Source organism: Bradyrhizobium ferriligni (genome assembly GCF_056837965.1).
This window is the reverse complement of record NZ_JBXEJO010000058.1, coordinates 1-20,424: the sequence shown is the minus strand read 5'-3', so window position 1 is coordinate 20,424 and position 20,424 is coordinate 1. Positions and strand designations below refer to the sequence as shown.

The window sequence follows — 20,424 nt, the reverse complement described above, 5'->3', positions numbered from 1 at the left end:
AATGGCGGCCGGCCGACGGCCGCCACAACCGCCTGTCATGGGAATCGCGGCAGATGCAGTGGCAACCCCGCGCAGGGAACGTCGAGCTCTTCGACCTGTCCCTTGCCCACCTCGGTGACCCGCAGCCTCTTCCCGTCCAGCGTAAAGGCGCAGTTCGTAGGTTGAGGGCCATCCAGCGTCAGGCGGTCCGCCACCGCACCCTCGCGATCGAGCACGGTGACATTCTTCTGATTGTAGACGGTGCAGTAGAGACGGCCGTCGGTCCCGAATGCCATGCCGTCCGGACCCTTGAAATCAGGATTGGGGTCGGGCTGCAGAACATTTCCGAACACGACGCGCTTCGGAGTAGTTTGGCCGAACACGTCGTAGCGATAGATTTCACCGGTGAAGGACGCATTGGCATAGAGTTGGTTATCGGGGCCGAAGGCGATGCCATTGGTGAAGCGGATCTTGCGGTCGAGCACACGCCGCACCTTCATCGCCACTGGATCGATCTCATAAACCCGACCGTCCCAATCGAGGTCCATGTAGCCGTTAACGAATTCCTGGCCGTTGATGAAATCCGTCGCAGCCATGCCGGAATCGGTCATGTACAGCAGTCCGTTCGGACCAAAACAGAGATCGTTCGGAAATAGGAAGCGAACCGTCTCGTCGCCTTCCATGCGGCGGACCTCGTTTCCGTGCTCGTCGATGCAGATCAGGGCCCGAAGGCCGGCCTCGGCGATCCAGATCCGGCTGTGGCCGTCGGTCGTCAAGCCGTTTGGCCGGCCGGCCGTTTCCCTGATCATTGTGCGATGTCCCTGCGGATCGAGGTGCGTGACGCACAGGGTCGCAGCCGACATTTCGGTAACGTACATCGATCCGTCAGGCAGGCAGACGGGTCCTTCCGGCGCTCCGATTCCGGTCGCAAAGAGTCTCGATGCCATTCTTTCCTCCCTCTGATCCTTCTTCGGAATGACCTGCTGCGTGTCGCGCGGCGATTAGCTGATGACCTGGCCCGATGCCGGATCGATGAGGACCGCGCGGTTGAGGTCGATCGCAAGTTCGACCCTCTCGCCATGGCTCTCGACATCATGCGCCTGGAGTTCGGCAATCGCGTCCACTCCGCCGATCTTGAAAGTGGCCAGAGTGCGCGTGCCGGTTGGTTGGATGAGGTCGGCAACGGCCAGATAGGAGACCACGCCCTCGCGCATGGAGCCGCCCGTCGCGCGGCTGAAATGCTGCGGTCTGATACCAAGCAAGACCGGGCGTCCATCCGCGCCCACGAGCGACGAAGCTCTCGATGCCGGAAGTGCCAGTGCTCCGTCATTCTCGAACGCAGCCGAGATGCCAATTCCGGTCGACACCAGCTTGGCCGGTATGAGGTTGATCGACGGTGATCCGAGGAAGCCTGCAACGAAGCCGGTCTTCGGCCGCTCGAAGAGTTCCAGCGGCGGGCCTTGCTGTTCGATCTTTCCGTCGCGCAACAGCACGATCCGGTCGGCAAGGGTCATCGCCTCGACCTGGTCATGGGTTACGTAGATCATCGTGGTCGTGATCTCGTGATGCAGGCGCTTGATCTCGGTCCGCATTTCGTCGCGCAATTGCGCGTCGAGATTGGAGAGCGGCTCGTCGAACAAGAAGATTTCCGCCTTGCGGACGATCGCGCGTCCGATGGCCACGCGTTGGCGTTGTCCGCCAGACAATTGGCGAGGATAGCGTCCGAGAAGCCCGCCGATTCCGAGCATCTCGGCGGCCTCGCTGACCCGCTTCCGGATCTCAATCTCCGGCGTCTTGCGCGCGCGCAAGCCGAACGCGATGTTCTCGTTGACGGTCAGGTAGGGATAGAGGGCGTAGTTCTGGAACACCATCGCGATATTGCGTTCGCGCGGCCGAAGATCGTTGACGACCGCACCGCCGATCGCAATCGTGCCCCCGTCGGGGTCTTCCAGACCCGCGATCGTGCGCAGCAATGTGCTCTTGCCGCAACCGGAGGGCCCGACTAGAACGGCGAATTCTCCGTCGTTGATGGTCAGATCGACTCCCCGAACTGCATGAACATTTCCGTAGTACTTGTGAACTCCGGACAGCCTGACGTCCGCCACGCGTGATCTCCCTTACCCCCTGACTGCACCCAGCGAGATGCCGCGCACGAGGTAGCGCTGCATCACGGTAACTGCGACGAAGATCGGCAACGTGCCCAACACCGACATGGCCGCGATCTTCGCCCAGAAGTTCGACTGGCCGCCGAAGTAGTGGGTCAGCATGACCGGAAAGGTGATGACCTCGGTCCGGCTGAGCACCAGCGCGAACAGAAAGTCGTTCCAAGCGAACACGAAGGTGAAGACTGACGTGGCAATGAGCCCGGGGCGCACCATTGGAAAGACCACTTTCCAGATCACCTGCCAGCGGTTCAATCCATCGACCAGCGCGCTTTCCTCGAGCTCAAGGGGAACATCGACGATATAGCCGCGCATCATCCAAATCACGTACGGCAGATTGAACGCGGTATAGAGCAGGATCAACCCGAAGAAGCTGTCGACCAAGCCGAGATAGACGTAGATGAGGAATACGGGAAAGACGACCGCGATCGGCGGGATCATGCGCTGCGAAATGATCCACATTGCGAGATTTTCGCCGCCGGTGCCGAAGCGCGCGAGACTGTAAGCGCACAGCGTGCCCAAGACGATAGCGACAATGGAGCTGACACCGGCCAGAACCAGGCTATTGGCGATCGCCACCACGTCGCCATCCTTGAACAGAACGTAGTAGTTGGCAAACTGGATCTGGCCGGGCACCCAGAGCGGAGGAACATGGTAGATCTCATCGGGCGTCTTGAACGAGATCATGAACAGCCAGTAGACCGGGAACAGAAACAGCAGCGTCAGGGCGATCGCGCCGAGATAACGCAAGGCGAGAATGCGCGTCTTTCGTTTCGGGAGCATCGCCACGGTCATCGTGCGAGCTCCATTCGCTTGAGGACCAGCGTCGTGATCACGGTCAGCATCGCGATCACCAGGAAGGCAATGGCGGCCGTATAGCTGGTCTCGAATTGCGAGAAGCCCTGTACGTAGGTGTAGAGCGATATGGTCTCGGTCATCGAGCCGGGACCGCCTTCGGTGAGCGCCCAGATGATGTCGAAGATGCGCACGAGATCCAGTCCGCGGATCAGGCAGGCCACCGCAACCACGGGCGCAATCGCGGGCAGGATGATCGCTCGAAGCACGCGCAGATAGGACGCACCGTCGAGTTCGGCGGCTTCGAGCTGCGATGGATCAACGTTTGAGAGCGCCGCGAGCAGCAGCAGGAACATGAACGGTGACCACTGCCAGACCTCGCAAATGATGATCGCCGGATAGACGTAGGAGGGATTGACCGTCCAGAGGATGCCCACCGGCTCGCCGGCAAAGAAGCTCAGGATCTGTCCGATCGGCCCGAACCGGACGTCGAACATCAACCGCCAGGTGGCGCCGGCGACGATTGGCGAGATCACCGTCGGCAGCACGAGAACCGCGACGAAGAGCTGACGGCCGGGCATGCGGTCGATGAAGAGCTGGGCCATGAGGAAGCCGATCAGGAGTTCGAGCGGCAGGGAGATGACGGTGATGATCGCGGTGTGCCCCAGTGCTGCCCAGAGTCGGGCGTCCCTGAACAGTACGGCGTAATTCTTGAAGCCGACGAAGGACGTGTTGTTGTCGGTCATCGTGATGTTCTGGAAGCTCACGATAAGGGAGTAGATGAGCGGGAATAGACCGACCAGAAGGAGGATGAGGATCGCCGGGGCAATGATGAGATAGGGCAGGCGATCCTCGAGCACGCGTCCTAGCGTACGGCGGCGAGCCGGCTTGGCGATCTCAAGGGCGGTGGAGGACATGCTGACGATCCGGAGGATACGTTGCGCGGGGACAGCCGCAGGGACTGTCCCCGTGCAAATGCGATGGCCGGTATTGACTACCGCGGATAGGCGCCGGGCTTTGCCGCCCAGACCTTGTAGACCGCCTTCTGAGTGTCGACGCCGACCTTCTCGGTGATGGCCTCGAATTGCTGCGCCATGCGGTCGAGAACGGCCTTGGGATCCTCGCCGGCCCAAAGGCTGGAGATCGCCTTGGTCATCGCCTCGTCATATTTGTCCTGCTGCAGCAGGGAAAGATCGAGCAGGCCTTTCTCGCCGGAGAGTTTGACGGTGTCGAGATACGCCGGCGCATCCGGCCACACCGAGCGGTATTTCTCGCTCGCGTAATGGGAAGTCCGGAAGGGATCGCGCAGGGTGTAGGGCAGTTGGACGCGCTCGAGACTGGTCTTCTTGCTGTTCAGCCACTGGATGAACAGATAGGCCGCCTCCTTGTTCTTGCTGGTTGCCGATACTGACAGGTCGAAACCGACGCCGAGTTCAGGACGTCCAAGCGGCGTCAGTGCGTAGCCCACCTTGCCGGCCACCTGCGATTTTGGCACCCACTTCAGCGCCTCCTCGCCGGAGCCGTAGCCGGCCGCCCAGCGGCCGTAGGGTGGCCAGGAGATCGTCATCGCCGTCGTGCCCTGGAGGAAGGCAGCGAGATTGTCGACGAAGTTCCACTGCTCGACGCCAGGCGGCATGAACTTGTTCTCGGCCTTCATCTGAGTAAAGACCTTCACGCCGACGTCGCTGTTGACGGTCGCCCTCATGGTGTCGGGGTTGAAGAACTTACCGCCCTCCATTCGAAAGCGTTCCTGGAACATGTATTGCGGATAGGGCGCGGTTCGGAAGAAGCCGGCGCCGTATACCTTGGGCGCCATCTTGTCGGTGATGAACTGGCCGATCTCGTCGAACTGCTTCCAGTCTTTGGGCGGGGCGATGTCGTAACCGAACTTGGCCTTGAATGCCTCCCTCATCTTCGAATCCTCGAAGATGTCCTTGCGGTAGTAGAGAAGCATGACGTCGCCATCGTCCGGGAAGCCGTAGATCTTGCCGTCATACTGCATCTGGTTGTCGCGATAGGCGGCCGCGATGTCCTGCAACTCGTCGCGATAGCCGTATTTGTCGACATATTTGTCCAGCGGCTCCAGCGCGCCGGCGCGCGCCAGATCGGGCATCCAGGAAGGTATCACGTTCAGCGCGTCATAGGCCCCGGCACCGGATTTGAAGTCCTGGAGGATCTTGGTGAACATCTGATCGGTTGGGACTTCCACGACCTTCACTTTGATGCCGGTCAGTTGCTCCCATTTCGGACCCGAATAGTTCAGCGGATCGAGCGACTGGAGGCCGGCTTCCCAGACGATGCTGATGGTCGTGCCAGAATATTTCTTCGCTGCTTCGACCGCGATGTCTGCTGCGTCCTTGTCCGCGGCGGGCGCTGCAGCACCGGTCAAGGAAAGCCAGGCGGCGGCCCCTTGGAAAGTCATGAACCTCATTCGTGCTTCCTCCTCCTTTTTTGGGCACTCGTAGGTCGTTAGGCCCCTCGCGCCTCTCACGTGGTGTTGGTAGTCAAACTCCTGCGTGCGCAGGACCGTTAGCGGCTGCGTTGTATTCGGTGACGTTGCAATCGATGCGAGGACCCACCGCAGGTGAAGCTGCGATCGAGAAGCTCAAGTGGTCTGTGTGGAAGAGTTGCGCTCGGGTACCTGCAGGGCTTGTGGCGTACGAAGCATTCCCGGCTTGGCTTCCTAGAAGCACGCATCCCCCCAAAAGCTTGATGCCCTGATTTTGGCCATTAGTTTGCGTCGTGGCGGAACTGGTCGACAAATGATAACTTTGCAAGCAAGGGTGAGCCGCATTCACTTGTTACCCCCTGAACTAAAGACTGGGCGAAGAGTAAGGGGGGCCGGCAGCATCGCGCGCCGGCGCTAGTGCCCCGGCTTCGCCACTCGACCTTACTTTGCTTCCAATCCGGCCCAGGCGGCGCCAGCCGATTACGATGCCGGTCAAAGAGAACAGGAAGCCGAGCGAACAAAGACCAACGATCAACGTGCTGCGCAGGCCCGGATGCGCCGCCAGGCGCGGGAAATCGAGTGTATGCAACGCGTAAAGCCAGCGATGGGCGCGGCGCGAAGCATCCCATCGTTGCAGCACGCGTCCGTCAGCGCCATCGACGTCGAACCAGACATCGCCGCACGTCGCACGATAGACCGGAGCACCCGGCAGGGTCGACTGCGCGGGATAGTCGTCGTCCGCAGCAACCACCGCAGGCACGCCGCATCCGCTCGCCAACCGCCCTGCGAATTCCTGAACCTCCGGGGAACTCAGCCATCCTGCCCCGTCGCCGAGCTGTTCACTCGCCCTGAACATGACCTGACGTGCGACGTCGTGCCCGACGTTGTACGCGATGTTCGGCAAGGCGCTCCCCGGATTCTCAGACGTAGATTTGCGGCGGTATGCGACCAGTCTGGTCGCTCGGCAATGCACGGGTGTTGCGGATGTGATTGTCATGACGATGCTTGATTGGCAGGCAACTCGTCATAGCGCCCGAAGTGATACAGGAGTGCCGAGCAAATCCAGCTCGCAACAAAAATCGCGACGACGATGTAGCCGAGGTCGTCCATATGAGAATTCAGGCTGCGGACGAGGCTCCAAACGCCATCGTTCAACCCAAGCCTGTCGCTCACCAAACCGAGGACTTCGAGTCCACCAATGAAGATGGCGACGACGACAGACACGGACGTTAATGTCAGATTGTACCAAAGCTTGCGGACAGGTTTGACGAAAGCCCATCCGTAGGCGCTCGTCATCAATGCACTGTCGGCGGTATCCATCAACGTCATGCCCGCGGCGAAGAGCAGCGGAAACAGGAGGATCGTCCACAACGATGTTCCTTGTGCTGCCTGAGTGGCGGATATCCCGAACAAGCCAATTTCGGTCGCCGTGTCAAAGCCGAGGCCGAACAGAAATCCGACGGGGAACATGTGCCAGGATCTTGTGACGATCTTGAACAGGGGCCGAAACAGACGGCTCAGCGGACCTTGCGGCGACATGAGTGGTTCGAATTGATCGGTCGTGATGCGTTCGCCGCGGTTTACGCGCACAAATGCCGACCAAACGGACTTTAGAATGAAGTAGTTGGCCAGCCCGATCGCCAGCAGGAAGAAGGCTGAGATGAGGGTGCGGATAAGGTTGAAGTCTCCGAGTGCGCTGATGTCCATCGATAAGGCGGTCCCGGAGATCGCAATCGACGCCAGCAAGACGATGCTCGAATGACCAAGTGCGAAGTAGAATCCCACGAGGGTCGATGGCTTCTGCTCCTGCATCAGTTTCCGCACCACGTTATCTATCGCCGCGATGTGATCGGGGTCGAATGCATGACGCAGCCCGAAGACGTAAGCCAACAGCGCCGTCCCGAGCAGTCCGGGGCGGTCGCTAAGTGCCTGCAAGGTCCAGACCCAAATGGCGACGTTGGCAGCGGTCAACAGAGCGATGGTAACCAGGAGTCTCGCCCCTTGCTGGGACCACCGATAGTTCGCCATCACTATTCCACCGTCGTCCTGCATGTTTCTGGGGTAGTCAGGCCCTCAATCCATCCATTAGGAGTGAGCCACGGCGCACCCGACGTTGTTTCGGTATTCCGCGGGAGGAGCCTGGAAGGCACGAATGAACGCACGGCGCATGTTTGCAGGGCTGCCGAACCCGACGCGATGTGCAATCTGCTGGATGGGTAGTGGCGTCGTCTCCAGTAGGATGCGGGCGGCCTCGACCCGAATATTTTCGACAAAGCGTGCCGGGGTCGTCATCATCTCATCCATGAAAGCGCGGCTGAAGTTTCTCGGGCTCATGGCGGCACGCTTGGCGAGTGCTTCGACCGAAAGATCAGCGGTTAGATTGTCTAATGCCCAGTCCATGACTTGGCTGATCTGAGTGTTTCGGATCGATTGTGCTTTGAGGAATTCGCTGATCTGGGGCAGGGTGCCCGGCCTCCTCAGGAAAACGACAAGCATCCTGGCGACGTCGAGAAACGTCGCTTGGCCGCAGTCGTTCTCGATCAGGTAAAGACAAAGGTCGATCCCGGCCATTCCGCCGACCGCGGTGTAGTAAGCGCCATCGCGAACGAAGAGCCGGTCCGATTCCACGCGCACTTGCGGAAACATCGTCGAGAACTGCTGCGCATGATCCTGATGGGTCGCAACGCGGCGCCCATCAAGGAGGCCGGCCGAAGCCAGGACGAATGTTCCGGTGCAGGTCGCGCAGATCCGGCGTACGGACTGCGCACATCGGGTCAACCAATCGGTCAATATCGGGAAGTCGTTTCTGGATTGCTGAGGGCTCTGACTACCTGCGACCAGTATGGTGTCGTAGGCGATATCCAGGTCAGGTGAGATAATCTTGTCTGGTAGCATGCGGATGCCGGACGAGCCCACGATTGGGCCCGGCGCCGCGCCAATGAGATCTACCTTGTAGCGAACTGGCGTCGTTTTCGACTTGTTGGCTTCGTTGAAGGCATCGGTTGGCCCCATGAAATCGATGGCGTTGGATCCGTTGATGACCACGATTCCAACTCGCAGGGTCGGGATGTTAGCTTCATTGTCCTCGTGAGACGGATGAGGAGACTGGGTGTCGGCGATCGCCATCGATAGGTGCCTCGACGTTCGATGATCCGAGGTCATTCGCAGACGCACGGATCCACTCCCGGAGCCGGCGTCATTGCCGGACTTCGGAATCACCAGTCGTCGAAATGACCGTTCGATGGCAGGAAATGTAGGCTATCCGGCACGATGCAGCGGCCAAAGTTACGTCAGCGTCGGCCATTCGCAGCGCGGATCGGCGTATGAGGTTGGGGCGTCGGGAGATGACGGGTTGCAGAAGGGGGGCGCCGTTCCAACCTGACGCGGCGCGAACGCACGCTCTCGCGTTTCACCTAAAGGCGAAGACCAGTGTGATAGCTAGTTCTGAACGGTTTATGGCCTGTTGGGCGTTGAATGGCCCACCGGGACGTGATCGGTACCGGCCCATGCACTCCGAAACCTAAGCCGGTATTCGCCGGGGCCAACGCCAAGGTTTCTGATGAATGCTCGCCTCATGCCGTCGGCGTTGCCGAAGCCGCAGCGTATAGCGATCTGCTGCAACGACTTTCCGCTGTCTTCGAGGAGCAGCCGGGCCGCATCCAGCCTTGCTGCGTCTACGAACTCGGTGGGCGTCATATTCATTTCCTGACGAAACACTCGCGTGAAGTTTCGGATGCTCATGCCGGCCTGTTCGGCCAGATTGTCCACCGAGAGCGATCCTCCGAGATTGTCGAGGACGTATTGTTGGACCGACTGGATCTTGGTTTTCCCGGACATTTGCGCAGCGAGATGCGCGCTGAATTGTGACTGCCCACCGGGGCGCTTCAGGAACATGACCATATAGCGCGCGACGATTAGCGCCAGGTCTCGACCATAATCCTCCTCGACTAGCGCCAGCGCGAGATCCATTCCGGCGGTCACCCCGGCGGTGGTACAGAGATTGCCGTCCCTGATAAAAATCTGATCGGAGTCAATATCGAGATTTGGATACTCGGCCCGTAGACGCGCCGCGCATTCCCAGTGCGTTGTGACCCGTTTGCCCGCAAGCAAGCCGGCTGCAGCGAGTAGGAAGACGCCCGTGCAGACGGAGCCGAGCCGGCGCACAGTGCGGGCGCGTCGGCGTAGCCACTGCACAATTGCCGGATCAATCGTTTCGAATGAAGGGTCGCCGCCGACCAGGAGCGTGTCGATCGGCTCGTCGGGTTCGAAGATGTGACGGTCAGCCAGGAAACGAAGCCCACCAGTTCCAAGCACGGGATGCGTGGAGCCGGCTATGACTTGCACGGTGTAGGCGTTCGGGTCTCCGAGCCGCCTAGCCGCTTCCCAGAACACTTCGGCCGGGCCGACGATGTCGAGGGACTGAACACCTGGCGGAGCAAGCAATGCGATGCGCATCAATAATCCTCAGTGGGCCCAAATTTCTCGCAACTTGCGTTCCGCGTGTTTGCTGTCGATGCGTCACTTTCGGCCAAAATTGCGCAACAATCGGACTCATCGCAACGGTTTGCGTATCTCAAGCTGCACATGGACGGTCGGTTAGCCCTGTCGGTCCCGTACTAGCGGTCGCACCGAGCCATGCTCGCGCGAAGCCGGTAGGGCACAAGCATACATCATCTCAGCTGAAGTCGGGCAATCGACGGAGCGAGCCAGAACAGGCGGGCGGACCGTTGCCCGTGCAAATACGGTGGCGGACCCGACCTCGAAGCGGGGGGGCGGCCGGCTATTACCTGGGACCGTATAGAAGAAGGTAAGAAGACGCGAGCCGGTGGGTTGTCCTCTCGGTCGTGGAACCTGCCCAAGTAGGCGCACGCCATCTTCGATATTGGTTCTTCGGCCAAACCGACCGAGGGAGCGCCTAGGAAGCCGGCTCGCCCGATGTGACCACTAAGCCCGATCGCTGGACCATCCGCTCCAACACGGTAAGCCAGATCCCGTAGTAGTCCCAGCTTGGGTCGGCCTTGTCGTGCGTGGCTTCCCACGCGGCGATGCTTGATATCATTTCCGAGCGGAAGTCATCCCATTCGAACACACCTTGCTTTGAAAGCGCCAGCGCCATGCCGAATGCCTGGCGCTGCCACGGTGCTCCAAAGCAAAGGCTTCCATTGTCCTTGGGCGGCATGTCGGGTTTCCCCAACATGCTTCCCAAGGCAAAGTGCTCAAAGTTCGTCTGCATCGTCGAACTCTTAGGGAACTGGCGGCTTCACGATGGCGACGCCCATCATCGATTCGGGCGTTACGAGGACTGCGAGCTGCTCCTCGTTGAAGCCGTCGGTGCCCGGGGGCCGCTCCGGAACGACGAACCAGCGGATCTGCGCGCTGCTGTCCCAGGTCTTGATCTCCTTGGCCGGATCGATGTTAAGACCGAACTCGCTCAGCACTTTCCGCGGTTCGCGCGCGGCCCGCGCCCGGAACGATGGGTCCTTATACCAGTAGGGCGGGAGACCCAAGACCGGCCAGGGATAGCACGAGCAAAGAGTGCAGATGATGAGGTTGTGCACGTCTGGCGTGTTGATTGCGGCCTTCATGTGCTCACCTTCTGCGCCGGCGCCCTTGGTGACGAAGTTCATTCTTTCGACCGCAGCCATGGTGTCTTCAGCGAGAAGCTTCTTGAAGGTCGGATCGACCCATGCTCTTGCAACAAGCTTGGCTCCGTTGAAGGGACCCATCTCGGTCTCGAAGATGGTCATGATCTTGTCGACCGTGTCGTTCGTAATGACGCCCTTCTCGATGAGAAGCGCCTCCAGCGCGCGTGCGCGCGCCTCATTCTCGGTCTCGCGGTCCTTGGAATATTCGAAACGTTGCATGGTTGGCTCCTCAGGATGCGATCGCGGGTTCGAGGTAAGCCTCGAAGAGGTCCGCATAGAAGGTGAAGTTCTTCTCGGTGTTGCCCGGCCATAGGACTTCGGGATCAAACTTGACGCAATACACCGGCATCGCGTCGCCGATTCCGTCGGGGCCGATGTCGCAGAGGTAGGTGTAGGCGTCGTGATAGACGCTATCGATGACACCGGGCTTGTTCCTGAGGTGACCAGGCAGGCGCGTGTGGTCGACTGATTTGGGATCGGCGACGCGGACGGCGTCACCCGGCGAAAACCGGGGCGGAGCTTTCCGCTCCCGCTTCGGATCGTCACCGATCAAGAGATATTTTCGCACACGATCATCCACGCCAGTGTCGCCGCCTTTCGGCATCACCGGAGGTGAGGCAAGGAATTCCTTGGTGCGGGCGTCGAGTTCGGCCTGCGTGATGTATCCCTTGGCGACGAAATACCCCGATATCCCTCCAAGCCACTTCTCGTAGTAGCGGTACTTGAAGTAGTCGAAGGGGTTCATCCCCTCTGCGCCCTTACGCAGATCGGCCCAAGTCCATGTCGTCTTGAACGTGCTTGGCGTCGCCTCAAGGTCAAGTTGCGGGCTTAGCGCCATCATCGCTGTATGGATGCCGAAGATCCTCTTTTCCCAGGCTTCCACGAAAACCCGTGTTTCAAGCGCGATGGGATCGAGGCCTTCCAGACCTCCGAGGTAGTGCTGTAACTTCATGGCTGCTTTCCTTCAGGTTGATCAAGCCACAGCCCGGCGCGCGGCCAGAATGTCGGCAAACTTCTCGGACACGAAACCGAAAGTGGCCCCGACCAGCATGGAAAATGCCGCGATCAAGGCCGGATTGGCGATGCCCGCGTCGGTGATCGAGTGTCCTGTGGCAGCCACGGTTCCGACCGTCGAGGCGAAGCCGAAAACGATCGCCGGCGGAAATCCAAGCGCGCGGTGGGAGGAGGCCAGAATCATTGCGCCGCTCCCAAGAGCGACGCAAAGCCCGGCGAATGCCGCTGAGTTTGGAAAAGCCGCGATGGCAAGCAGACAGAGGATGGAAATGACGATCCCGACCGCGTTCGAGGCGATCGATCTGACGAAGCCGGCTGCCCCTCCACCACACGCAAAGAACGAAGCCCACGCAATGAACGTGACCCAGACCGGATGGGCAGAATGGTCCCGGTGAGATAGGTATCGATGCCGCAGAGCGCGGCGATGCTTGTCGTCAAGGCAAGTAATGGCGTCATCTCGGTCTTCCCCTATTGCAGAATGATTAAACGGAGCGGCTAGGCCACGAGACTTGTCCCTGGCCGGGTCAGGCTGGACAGCTCGCTACGAATTCGAGCTGGATCGAGCCCTTTTCCGATGAAGACAATCGCGCTGGTGCGGAGCTCGCTCGCGGCCCAAGGACGCCCAGGACGGCCTTCGAGCGTCATGTGAACGCCGTGGAAAACCCAGCGTCGCGCCTCGCCTGCCAGCGAGAGGATACCCTTACAGCGCAGCAAAGTTTCGCCGTTCTGTTGAACAAAGGCGTTCAGCCAGCGGAAGAACAGCGGGCCGTCAAGGGGAAGCTCCTCGCGGACTTCTACGCTGACGACCGACAAGTCGTGCTCGTGCTCCAGGTCGGAGAGCAGCAGGGGTTCGATGGCGAGGCAGTTTTTGAGGTCGAACGCCTTGACGTCGACGATCGAAGCGACATCAACATGGCCATTGATTGCTCCAACGGCTCGCACCATCGGATTGATGGCTCGAATAGTGGCCTCGCATCTGGCGAAGCCGCCTCCGTCGACCAAATCGAGCTTGCTTATTACCGCGACGTCGGCAAAAGCGATCTGCTCGGCTGCGACGTTCTCCTCGGAACTCTGATCGGCAAGCCATCGCTCGATATGGACAGCATCGACCACCGTAACGACCGCGTCGAGCGTTGTGGCGGCTGAAAGAACTTCGTCCACGATGAAGCTCTGAATGATGGGCGCCGGATCAGCCAGTCCAGTCGTTTCGATAAGAATGCGGCGGATCGGTCGTTTTCCGGAGATAAGGTTGGTGATCGTCGAAACGAGATCGCTTCGCACGGTACAGCAGATACAGCCGTTGTTGATCTGGAGAACCTCTTCATCGACGCCGACGACGAGCTCGGCGTCGATGCTGATGGCTCCAAACTCGTTAACGATAACCGCGGTATCCGCGAGGAGGTCGTTCGATAGCAACTGATTTAGCAGCGTCGTCTTGCCTGCCCCGAGAAAGCCGGTCAGAACAGTGACCGGAATTTTTCGCGAAGTATCAAGCGCCATCTCGTTCCTCCTATCGTTCGCCGGAGGCTAGGTTTCGAGGAGCGAATAGACAACGTTCCGGAGCGCGCGAATCCGGCCAATCAGGTCGAAGGCGATGCGATTTGGAGTGTCGTTGCCCAATCGTGCTTCAAACATGCCTAAACGTACGGCACTGGGCCGCGAAACTCAGGACGGCTCTCGCTTGGTTCCGACTCGCGGTGAGCGACGTCTGCTACGGCGTCGGTCCCGAAATTGAGCTCGGCCAGAGCTGAGTTAGGCGGAGGAGAGAATGGGCAAACGTAACTTTGGCCAGCGTGCAAATTCTGCCAAACAGCGTCAAGATCGTGCAGCGATCGCGGTAGGACGGCGATACTTAAACGTCCGGTAAGCGGGCCGGGACAGTCTGGCGAAGATTGTTTCGTCGAGAGAATCCCATGTTGTTTCGCGGTTTGAGAGCTAAGTTCCTTGTCATCATCGGTGTCGCGCTTGCCGGCATGATCGCCCTGGTCTCGATTGCGCTATATAATATCCGCAGTCAGATGATGGTGGATCGACAAGCCAAGATCCAGCAGATGGTCGATGTCGGCCATGGAATACTGGCGCACTATCAAAAACTTGTAGTTGAGGGAAGGCTGGGACGCGAGCAGGCTCAGGCCGCTGCAATCTCGGAGATCAAGGGACTGCGCTACGACAAGGTCGAGTTCTTCTGGATCAATGATATGGCTCCGAACATGATCATGAGCCCGGCCAAGCCTGAACTCGACGGCAAGCCAGTCGGAGACTTGAAGGATCCAAAAGGCAACCATCTCTTTAGGGGCTTTGTTGAGTTGGTGCAAAGGCAGGGCGCCGGTTTCTACGGCTATCTCTGGCCCAAGCTTGGCTCCGAGCAGCCGGTTGCCAAGCTGTCCTATGTCCGGAGGTTTGCACCCTGGGGCTGGATTATCGGGACCGGCATCTATCTTGACGACGTCGATGCAATCTTCCGACAGACTGCCTGGACGTTCGCCTGGCTATGCCTTGTTGTAGTCGTCCTCGTAATCATCGTTTCCTTGGCAATCAGCCGCACCGTGACGCGGTCGCTTACCACCATTACCTCTCTTACCGAGAAGCTTGCATCAGGCCGGGACGGCTTCGAGGTGCCGTACACGACGCGCCAGGACGAGGTCGGAAGTCTTGCCCGGGCCTTGCGTGTGTTCAAGGAAAATGCGGCTGCTGTTCGTAAAATGCACAGCGAGCAGGAGAGGCTGAAGAAAAGCGCGGACGAAAACAAACGCAGGATTATGGTCGAACTTGCCGGCAAGTTCGAGGCGAGTGTTGAAAGCATGGTGCGGGAGGTATTCGGCGAGGCAAGCGAAATGCAGAAAGCCGCCGAGAGCATGTCAACGAGCGCTGACCATGCCAATGGACGAGCGAATTCAGTCGCAGACGCATGTCACGAGGCTTCCGAGAACGTGCAGATGGTTGCGTCCGCCGCTGGCCAGCTGTCGGCTTCCATCAACGAGATAAGCGGTCGCGTAACGCAGGCGGCCCAAGTCGCCGATAAGGCTGCTTGCGACGGGCAGCGCGCCAATGCGACCGTGCAGGGGCTTGCCGCTGCGGCCTCCAAGATTGGTGAGGTCGTCGGGCTTATCAACCAGGTAGCGGCTCAGACGAACTTGCTCGCGCTGAACGCTACGATTGAGGCCGCTCGTGCTGGCGAAGCCGGAAAGGGCTTTGCTGTCGTGGCTGCCGAGGTGAAGTCGCTCGCGACACAGACCGCCAAGGCGACCGAGGAGATCGGCACGCAAATTTCCTCGATACAGGCCGAGACGTCATCCGTCGTCGACAACATTCAGAGCATTCTTGCGACGATAACCGAGGTCAACGAGATATCGTCTTCGATTGCCTCGGCGGTCGAGGAGCAAGGCGTCGCGACGAAGGCTATCGCCCAAAGCGTGCGGGACGCGGCGTCCGGCACGAACCGCGTCTCACAGAACATAGCGGACGTCAACGCCGCAACGTCAGAAACGGGAGAGGTGGCGGGCACCGTCCTCGCGTCCAGTGCGCGTCTGACAGGCAAGTTACGGTTGTTGCAGGACGAGGTCAGCGGTTTCGTCGCGAGTGTCAGGGCGGCATGAGACGGATCGCGGTCGAGCGCCGAACGGTTCCAGGCTAAAGGCGTTGCTCTTTCATAAGGCGATAGAGGTGCGCCCGGCTGATACCTAACAGTTCAGCCGCACGTCGCTTGTTACCGTCAGATTGCTCCAAGGCAGTCCGGATCTCTGTTACCGTCTGAGACTGGATGCGCTGCTTGAGCCGCTGAGGCGCAGCATCCTCGTCCTGTTTCGACGGCGGATTCGCTGAGAACAATGTCAATCGCCCGGTTACGACGAAGCGGGTCAGCGTGTTTTCCAGCTCGCGAACATTGCCGGGCCACGAATGTGCAAGAAGCGACGCGATCTCTCTTCGGCCCAAAGTGGTCTTCACCGCGCTCAGCCGAACCGCGATCCGCGCCAGCAGTATTCTGGCGAGAAATTCGATGTCCTCGCGATCGCGAAGGGGGGGAACGTCGATCGGTAGAACGCCGAGGCGATAGTAGAGGTCTTGCCTGAAACGGCCTGCCCGCGCGAGTTCGGGAAGCGATTGATTCGTAGCGCAGACGACGCGGGTATTCACGGCAACCGGCGTCGTGCCGCCAACGCGCACGATTTCGCTGGCCTGGAGAACACGGAGCAAGCTGCCCTGTAGGTGCAGCGGCATATCTCCGATTTCGTCCAGGAACAGGGTCCCTCCGGAAGCCAACTCGAACTTCCCGAGTTTCCCGCGATTGCGTGCGCCCGTGAATGCGCCGCCTTCATAGCCGAACAGCTCGGCTTCAATCAGTTCGCTCGGAATCGAAGCGCAATTGATCCAGACGAAGGGGCCCTCGGATCGGCTTGAATGGGCGTGGATGGCATGGGCGGCCAATTCTTTGCCGGAGCCAGTTTCTCCCGTGATCAACACCGGAAGATCGTGCGCTGCGACAACCTCGAGTGAGTTTCTGTAGGCATCCATACGTTCGCCCTGGCCCGCGATGTCGCTCATGCTGAATCGCGAGCGCCACGACTTACTGCCTTGGGGCATAGCCAACTCGGCTTGCGTGGCCCGCCGGAACGTTCTCTTAAGGGTGCCGAGGTCCGAAAACAGTGCGAGGCCAACCGCGCCAATGATCCGGCCGTCCTGAAGGACGGGAACCTGTCTAGTTATCAATTGATGGCCGCGCACCTTCAAAGGGTAGCCCACGTGACTTCCTTCTCCGCGCGCCACGAGGTGAAGCTTGGTTTGTGCCCCCACGACATCGGTGATGTGTCGGCCAACGAAGTCATCCGCAACGCCGCCCAGGAGTCTGCAGTACGGCTGGTTGATCAGGACGACGGTACCTGAAGTATCGACTGCAACGAGGCAATCTGAGACGTGATCAAGGACAAGCCTCAGAAAGCCGGCTTCCTCCGTAGAGCCTGCAATCCACTCTGAAAGAACCATGATGACCTCGTCCTCGATGTGTCACTAAAATGCGACGCGAGCGTCACGTAATTGATACGATAGTGAGACGATTAGCCGGCGTCAAATAGCAGCACCGAACGCTGATCGATGAAATTACGTAACAATATAAATGAGTTATGCGACAGCTCGCGACGGAGCGGCGAAGTGGCACAGCGCTTGCGAACTCTCCTGACTGAGAATGAACTCGGGAGGAGACAAATGACGTCCATCAGGACCACCACAATCGGGGACACCGTCGTGCAAGTGTCGGGAGAAGGAATGCCGCTGGTGTTCGTGCACGGCTTCACGACAACGGCGGAGTTCTGGCGCGAGCAGGTAGAGGCGTTCTCTGCCCGTCATCAGATGGTTCGTATCAATCTGCCTGGTCACGGCCGTTCGCCACGTCCCGAAGACCGAAGCTACACGATCGATGCATTCGTCGAGGACGTGCTGAAGGTGTATCGCGCGTTGGCGATTGAATCGGCAGTTCTGGTCGGGCTCTCGATGGGCGGCACCGTCGCGCAGAACTTCGCGCTCGCCTATCCCGAGCGTGTAAAGGCGCTGGTGCTGGTCGGGGCCACGCCGCACGGACTGGGCGCCGACGTCAACGTCGATAACGTTCTCAAGGCCATCGACGATCTGGGGGTGGTGGCGGCAAACCAAAAGGTCATCGAACGATCCTTTGGTTCTGTTGCGGGCCCAGCGCTTGTTGATTTCGCCAAGACCGAAGTCACGCAGACGCCTGCCTTCGTGGCACGTCAGGCCATTACGTCGCTCAATGCGTCAGATACTCGCGGCACGCTCGGAAGGATCGTCATGCCGACGCTGGTCGTCGTCGGCGAAGAGGACATCATCACTCCCCCAAGTGAGTCACAGGCCTTGGCTAAGGGGATCCCCAATAGTCAGCTTCATAGCGTGCGCTGGGCGGGTCATTTCCCGATGCTAGAGCAACCAGAGGCTTTCAACCGCTTGCTGGGCGACTTCCTGGCCCGACAGGGCTTGTTGCCGCCACGGCTGACGGACGAAGCGACATCCCATTCGCAGCGCAGCGTTTGATCCGGGAGGACAGAATGTCAGTTCACACCATTGGTTCACAAATCGAACGCACTTCCAGCCATCTCGATCGCGGCACCAAGCGAATTATTTTCGCGGCCGCCCTTGGTACGGTTTTCGAATGGTATGATTTCTTCATCTACGGCTCTCTGGCAGCGTTCTTCAGCACGCTGTTCTTCCCGAAGGGGAATGAAACGGCTGCGTTGCTGGCTGCGCTTGCAACATTCGGAGCGGGCTTCGTCCTTCGCCCGTTTGGCGCGGTGGTATTCGGACGCCTCGGCGATCTTGTCGGCCGCAAGAAGACCTTTCTCGTAACCATGCTGGTGATGGGTCTCGCGACCGCGGCGGTTGGCTTGCTGCCAACATTCGAGACCGTCGGCTGGTGGGCTCCGACTGTGTTGGTCGGCTTGCGTCTGCTGCAAGGACTTGCCGTCGGCGGAGAATTCGGGGGAGCAGTAACATATGTTGCCGAGCACTCCGATTCGAACAAGAGAGGCTTCACAACGAGCTGGATCCAGATCACGGCGACTCTCGGACTGTTCCTCTCGCTGCTCGTGATCATTTTGTGCCGTTCATCCATGTCAGCGGAAAGTTTCGCGAGTTGGGGGTGGCGCGTTCCGTTCGTTGGATCGATCGGCCTTCTGCTTCTCTCGCTCTACATCCGGCTCAAGCTTCACGAGTCACCGGTGTTCCAGCAAATGAAGGCCGAGGGCAAGGGCTCGAAGAATCCGATCGCCGATACATTTGCCGACGGTCGTAATCTGCGGCTGGTGCTCGTCGCCATTTTTGGAGTTGTGGCTGGTCAGGCGGTCATCTGGTACACGGGCCACTTCTACAGCCTCTATTTCATGACCACTACGCTCAAGATGAGCCAGGACCAGGCCAATTTCTACCTCCTGGTCGCGCTCACTCTCGGAACGCCATTCTTTCTCTTGTTTGGCTGGCTGTCCGACAAGGTCGGGCGCAAGTGGATCGTAGTGATAGGGTGTGCCTTGTCTGCTGTGCTGATAATCCCCTTGTTCCAAGGTTTGGCGACTTACGGGAATCCAGCGCTTGCCGAATTCCGCGCCAAGACCTCAGTGGTGATTCATGGTAACGACTGTAGCGAGGATCAATCCTTGGCCGGTCAGCTCTTCCAGCCTCAGGCGACGAAGGACTGCACACGGGCGAAGGCGTTTCTGACCGCGCGTGCAGTTCCGTATGCCGTGAAGGCGGATTCTGCGTCACTTAACATCCAGGTTGGCGACGAGACTGTCACCGGCTTCGATGATGCGAAGCTTCTGAAAGTGTTGACGGACAAAGGGCTGCCGTCGGCCAAAACACCCGCTGAACCCAACGGACCCATGGTCGTGGCGATCCTCTTCGCCTTGGTGTTCCTGGCGACAATGGTCTACGGACCACTGGGGGCCCTTTTGGTCGAACTGTTTCCTGTTCGTATCCGCTACAGCGGCGTCTCCGTTGCACTCCAGCTCGGTAACGGTTGGATCGGCGGATTCGCACCGTTTGTGGCAACCGCAGTTGTCATTGGGACCGGCAACATTTTCGGTGGGCTCTGGTACACCGTGGCGTTCGCGGGTTTAACGGCGATCGTCGGAGCTCTGTTGCTTCCGGAAACCCGTGGTCAAGACATCAATACTTGATTGTGCGGGTCATTTGCGGCCGGCGAGGTCGAGATATCTCACTCGCCGGTTCGGAGCATCAGAGCGGAAGATGGCATTCGACCACCAACGCACTGCGTCAGATCCGCTGGCAGACCGGCTTGTCTGCTCAATCTCCCCAGACTGGACTGGGCCGCCGCTATCTCGGTGGCGGCCCCCTTTTTCCGCTGAATTGTCAAGGGGCCCGATCGCTATGTCCCGGATACTCAGATCTCGAGGCGTTAGTCAGCGTTAGACTTGAGTTCGGCCTTAACGATGTTGAAGAACGCGGTCGTGCTCGAAAGGCTTTACCGCACGATGATTGGAGAAGTTCGGTGAGCGCAGAGAACAGAACTGCCGCTGAGAGAGTCTATTCGGTGCTGGCCGACCGGGCCAAGCGCGCTTGTGTCAATGACGCCAAATATCGCGAGATGTACGCGCACTCGGTCAAGGACCCGAACGGCTTCTGGGCCGAGCACGGCAAGCGGATCGACTGGATCAAGCCCTTCACCAAGGTCGAGAACGTCTCCTTCGCACCGGGCAACATCTCGATCAAATGGTTCGAGGATGGCGTGCTGAACGTCGCCTGGAACTGCATCGACCGCCATCTCGACAAGCGCGGTGACCAGACCGCGATCATCTGGGAGGGCGACGATCCCTCCGAATCCAAGCACATCACCTACCGCCAGCTGCACGACGAAGTCTGCAAG

The 20,424-nt window shown here is 59.4% G+C and carries 18 protein-coding genes and 1 pseudogene; 4 read left to right on the top strand and 15 right to left on the bottom strand.

From position 1 onward, the window contains the following. Positions 1–35: 35 nt before the first annotated feature. The 14 genes and pseudogenes from AC1VNY_RS29715 to AC1VNY_RS29650 form a co-directional block, all read right to left on the bottom strand. Positions 36–926 carry an SMP-30/gluconolactonase/LRE family protein gene (locus tag AC1VNY_RS29715; RefSeq protein ID WP_482407850.1) on the bottom strand — a complete coding sequence of 297 codons (891 nt, stop codon included), beginning with the start codon at positions 924–926 and terminating at the stop codon, positions 36–38. Between the two features lie 54 nt (positions 927–980). Then, entirely contained in the window at positions 981–2,084 is a 1,104-nt protein-coding gene (locus tag AC1VNY_RS29710; RefSeq protein ID WP_482407849.1) for an ABC transporter ATP-binding protein, read from the bottom strand. Positions 2,085–2,096: 12 nt separating this feature from the next. Beyond that, complete coding sequence (locus AC1VNY_RS29705; RefSeq protein ID WP_482407848.1) at positions 2,097–2,936, bottom strand: carbohydrate ABC transporter permease; 840 nt, start codon at positions 2,934–2,936, stop codon at positions 2,097–2,099. Continuing rightward, positions 2,933–3,853 (bottom strand): carbohydrate ABC transporter permease, encoded by a 921-nt coding sequence (locus AC1VNY_RS29700; protein WP_482407847.1) that lies wholly within the window; start codon positions 3,851–3,853, stop codon positions 2,933–2,935. The genes AC1VNY_RS29705 and AC1VNY_RS29700 overlap by 4 nt, the downstream gene beginning before the upstream one ends. A gap of 77 nt (positions 3,854–3,930) precedes the next feature. Then, positions 3,931–5,367 carry an ABC transporter substrate-binding protein gene (locus AC1VNY_RS29695; protein ID WP_482407846.1) on the bottom strand — a complete coding sequence of 479 codons (1,437 nt, stop codon included), beginning with the start codon at positions 5,365–5,367 and terminating at the stop codon, positions 3,931–3,933. Positions 5,368–5,848: 481 nt separating this feature from the next. Further along, positions 5,849–6,169 (bottom strand): annotated as a pseudogene (locus AC1VNY_RS29690) (PepSY domain-containing protein); the annotation flags it as partial. 209 nt (positions 6,170–6,378) lie between these two features. Then, positions 6,379–7,413, bottom strand: a complete 1,035-nt coding sequence (locus AC1VNY_RS29685; protein ID WP_482407845.1) for a HoxN/HupN/NixA family nickel/cobalt transporter — start codon at positions 7,411–7,413, stop codon at positions 6,379–6,381. A gap of 57 nt (positions 7,414–7,470) precedes the next feature. Beyond that, entirely contained in the window at positions 7,471–8,511 is a 1,041-nt protein-coding gene (locus AC1VNY_RS29680) for a GlxA family transcriptional regulator (protein ID WP_482407844.1), read from the bottom strand. A gap of 327 nt (positions 8,512–8,838) precedes the next feature. After that, positions 8,839–9,840: a GlxA family transcriptional regulator gene (locus tag AC1VNY_RS29675; RefSeq protein WP_482407843.1), complete on the bottom strand. Its 1,002-nt coding sequence runs from the start codon at positions 9,838–9,840 to the stop codon at positions 8,839–8,841. Positions 9,841–10,300: 460 nt separating this feature from the next. Beyond that, positions 10,301–10,618, bottom strand: coding sequence for a nitrile hydratase accessory protein (locus AC1VNY_RS29670; RefSeq protein ID WP_482407842.1), 318 nt, complete (start codon positions 10,616–10,618; stop codon positions 10,301–10,303). A gap of 10 nt (positions 10,619–10,628) precedes the next feature. After that, on the bottom strand, positions 10,629–11,249 hold the full coding sequence (gene nthA, locus AC1VNY_RS29665; protein WP_482407841.1) for a nitrile hydratase subunit alpha: 621 nt from the start codon (positions 11,247–11,249) through the stop codon (positions 10,629–10,631). A gap of 10 nt (positions 11,250–11,259) precedes the next feature. Then, positions 11,260–11,982 carry a nitrile hydratase subunit beta gene (gene nthB, locus AC1VNY_RS29660; RefSeq protein WP_482407840.1) on the bottom strand — a complete coding sequence of 241 codons (723 nt, stop codon included), beginning with the start codon at positions 11,980–11,982 and terminating at the stop codon, positions 11,260–11,262. A gap of 21 nt (positions 11,983–12,003) precedes the next feature. After that, positions 12,004–12,399 (bottom strand): DUF1097 domain-containing protein, encoded by a 396-nt coding sequence (locus AC1VNY_RS29655; RefSeq protein WP_482407877.1) that lies wholly within the window; start codon positions 12,397–12,399, stop codon positions 12,004–12,006. A 140-nt stretch (positions 12,400–12,539) separates the two neighbouring features. Beyond that, complete coding sequence (locus AC1VNY_RS29650; RefSeq protein ID WP_482407839.1) at positions 12,540–13,544, bottom strand: CobW family GTP-binding protein; 1,005 nt, start codon at positions 13,542–13,544, stop codon at positions 12,540–12,542. A gap of 413 nt (positions 13,545–13,957) precedes the next feature. On the opposite strand from AC1VNY_RS29650, the gene AC1VNY_RS29645 reads away from it, so the two are divergent. Beyond that, positions 13,958–15,640: a methyl-accepting chemotaxis protein gene (locus AC1VNY_RS29645; RefSeq protein ID WP_482407838.1), complete on the top strand. Its 1,683-nt coding sequence runs from the start codon at positions 13,958–13,960 to the stop codon at positions 15,638–15,640. A 34-nt stretch (positions 15,641–15,674) separates the two neighbouring features. Here AC1VNY_RS29645 and AC1VNY_RS29640 read toward each other — a convergent pair whose 3' ends face one another. Then, positions 15,675–17,024: a sigma-54 interaction domain-containing protein gene (locus tag AC1VNY_RS29640; protein WP_482407837.1), complete on the bottom strand. Its 1,350-nt coding sequence runs from the start codon at positions 17,022–17,024 to the stop codon at positions 15,675–15,677. 279 nt (positions 17,025–17,303) lie between these two features. Here AC1VNY_RS29640 and AC1VNY_RS29635 point away from each other — a divergent pair, with 279 nt between their 5' ends. The 3 genes from AC1VNY_RS29635 to AC1VNY_RS29625 form a co-directional block, all read left to right on the top strand. After that, positions 17,304–18,080 (top strand): alpha/beta fold hydrolase, encoded by a 777-nt coding sequence (locus AC1VNY_RS29635; RefSeq protein ID WP_482407836.1) that lies wholly within the window; start codon positions 17,304–17,306, stop codon positions 18,078–18,080. A gap of 14 nt (positions 18,081–18,094) precedes the next feature. Further along, complete coding sequence (locus tag AC1VNY_RS29630; RefSeq protein ID WP_482407835.1) at positions 18,095–19,717, top strand: MFS transporter; 1,623 nt, start codon at positions 18,095–18,097, stop codon at positions 19,715–19,717. A 332-nt stretch (positions 19,718–20,049) separates the two neighbouring features. After that, positions 20,050–20,424, top strand: a 375-nt coding sequence (locus AC1VNY_RS29625; protein ID WP_482407834.1) for an acetyl-coenzyme A synthetase N-terminal domain-containing protein, incomplete at its 3' end; no start/stop codon positions are given.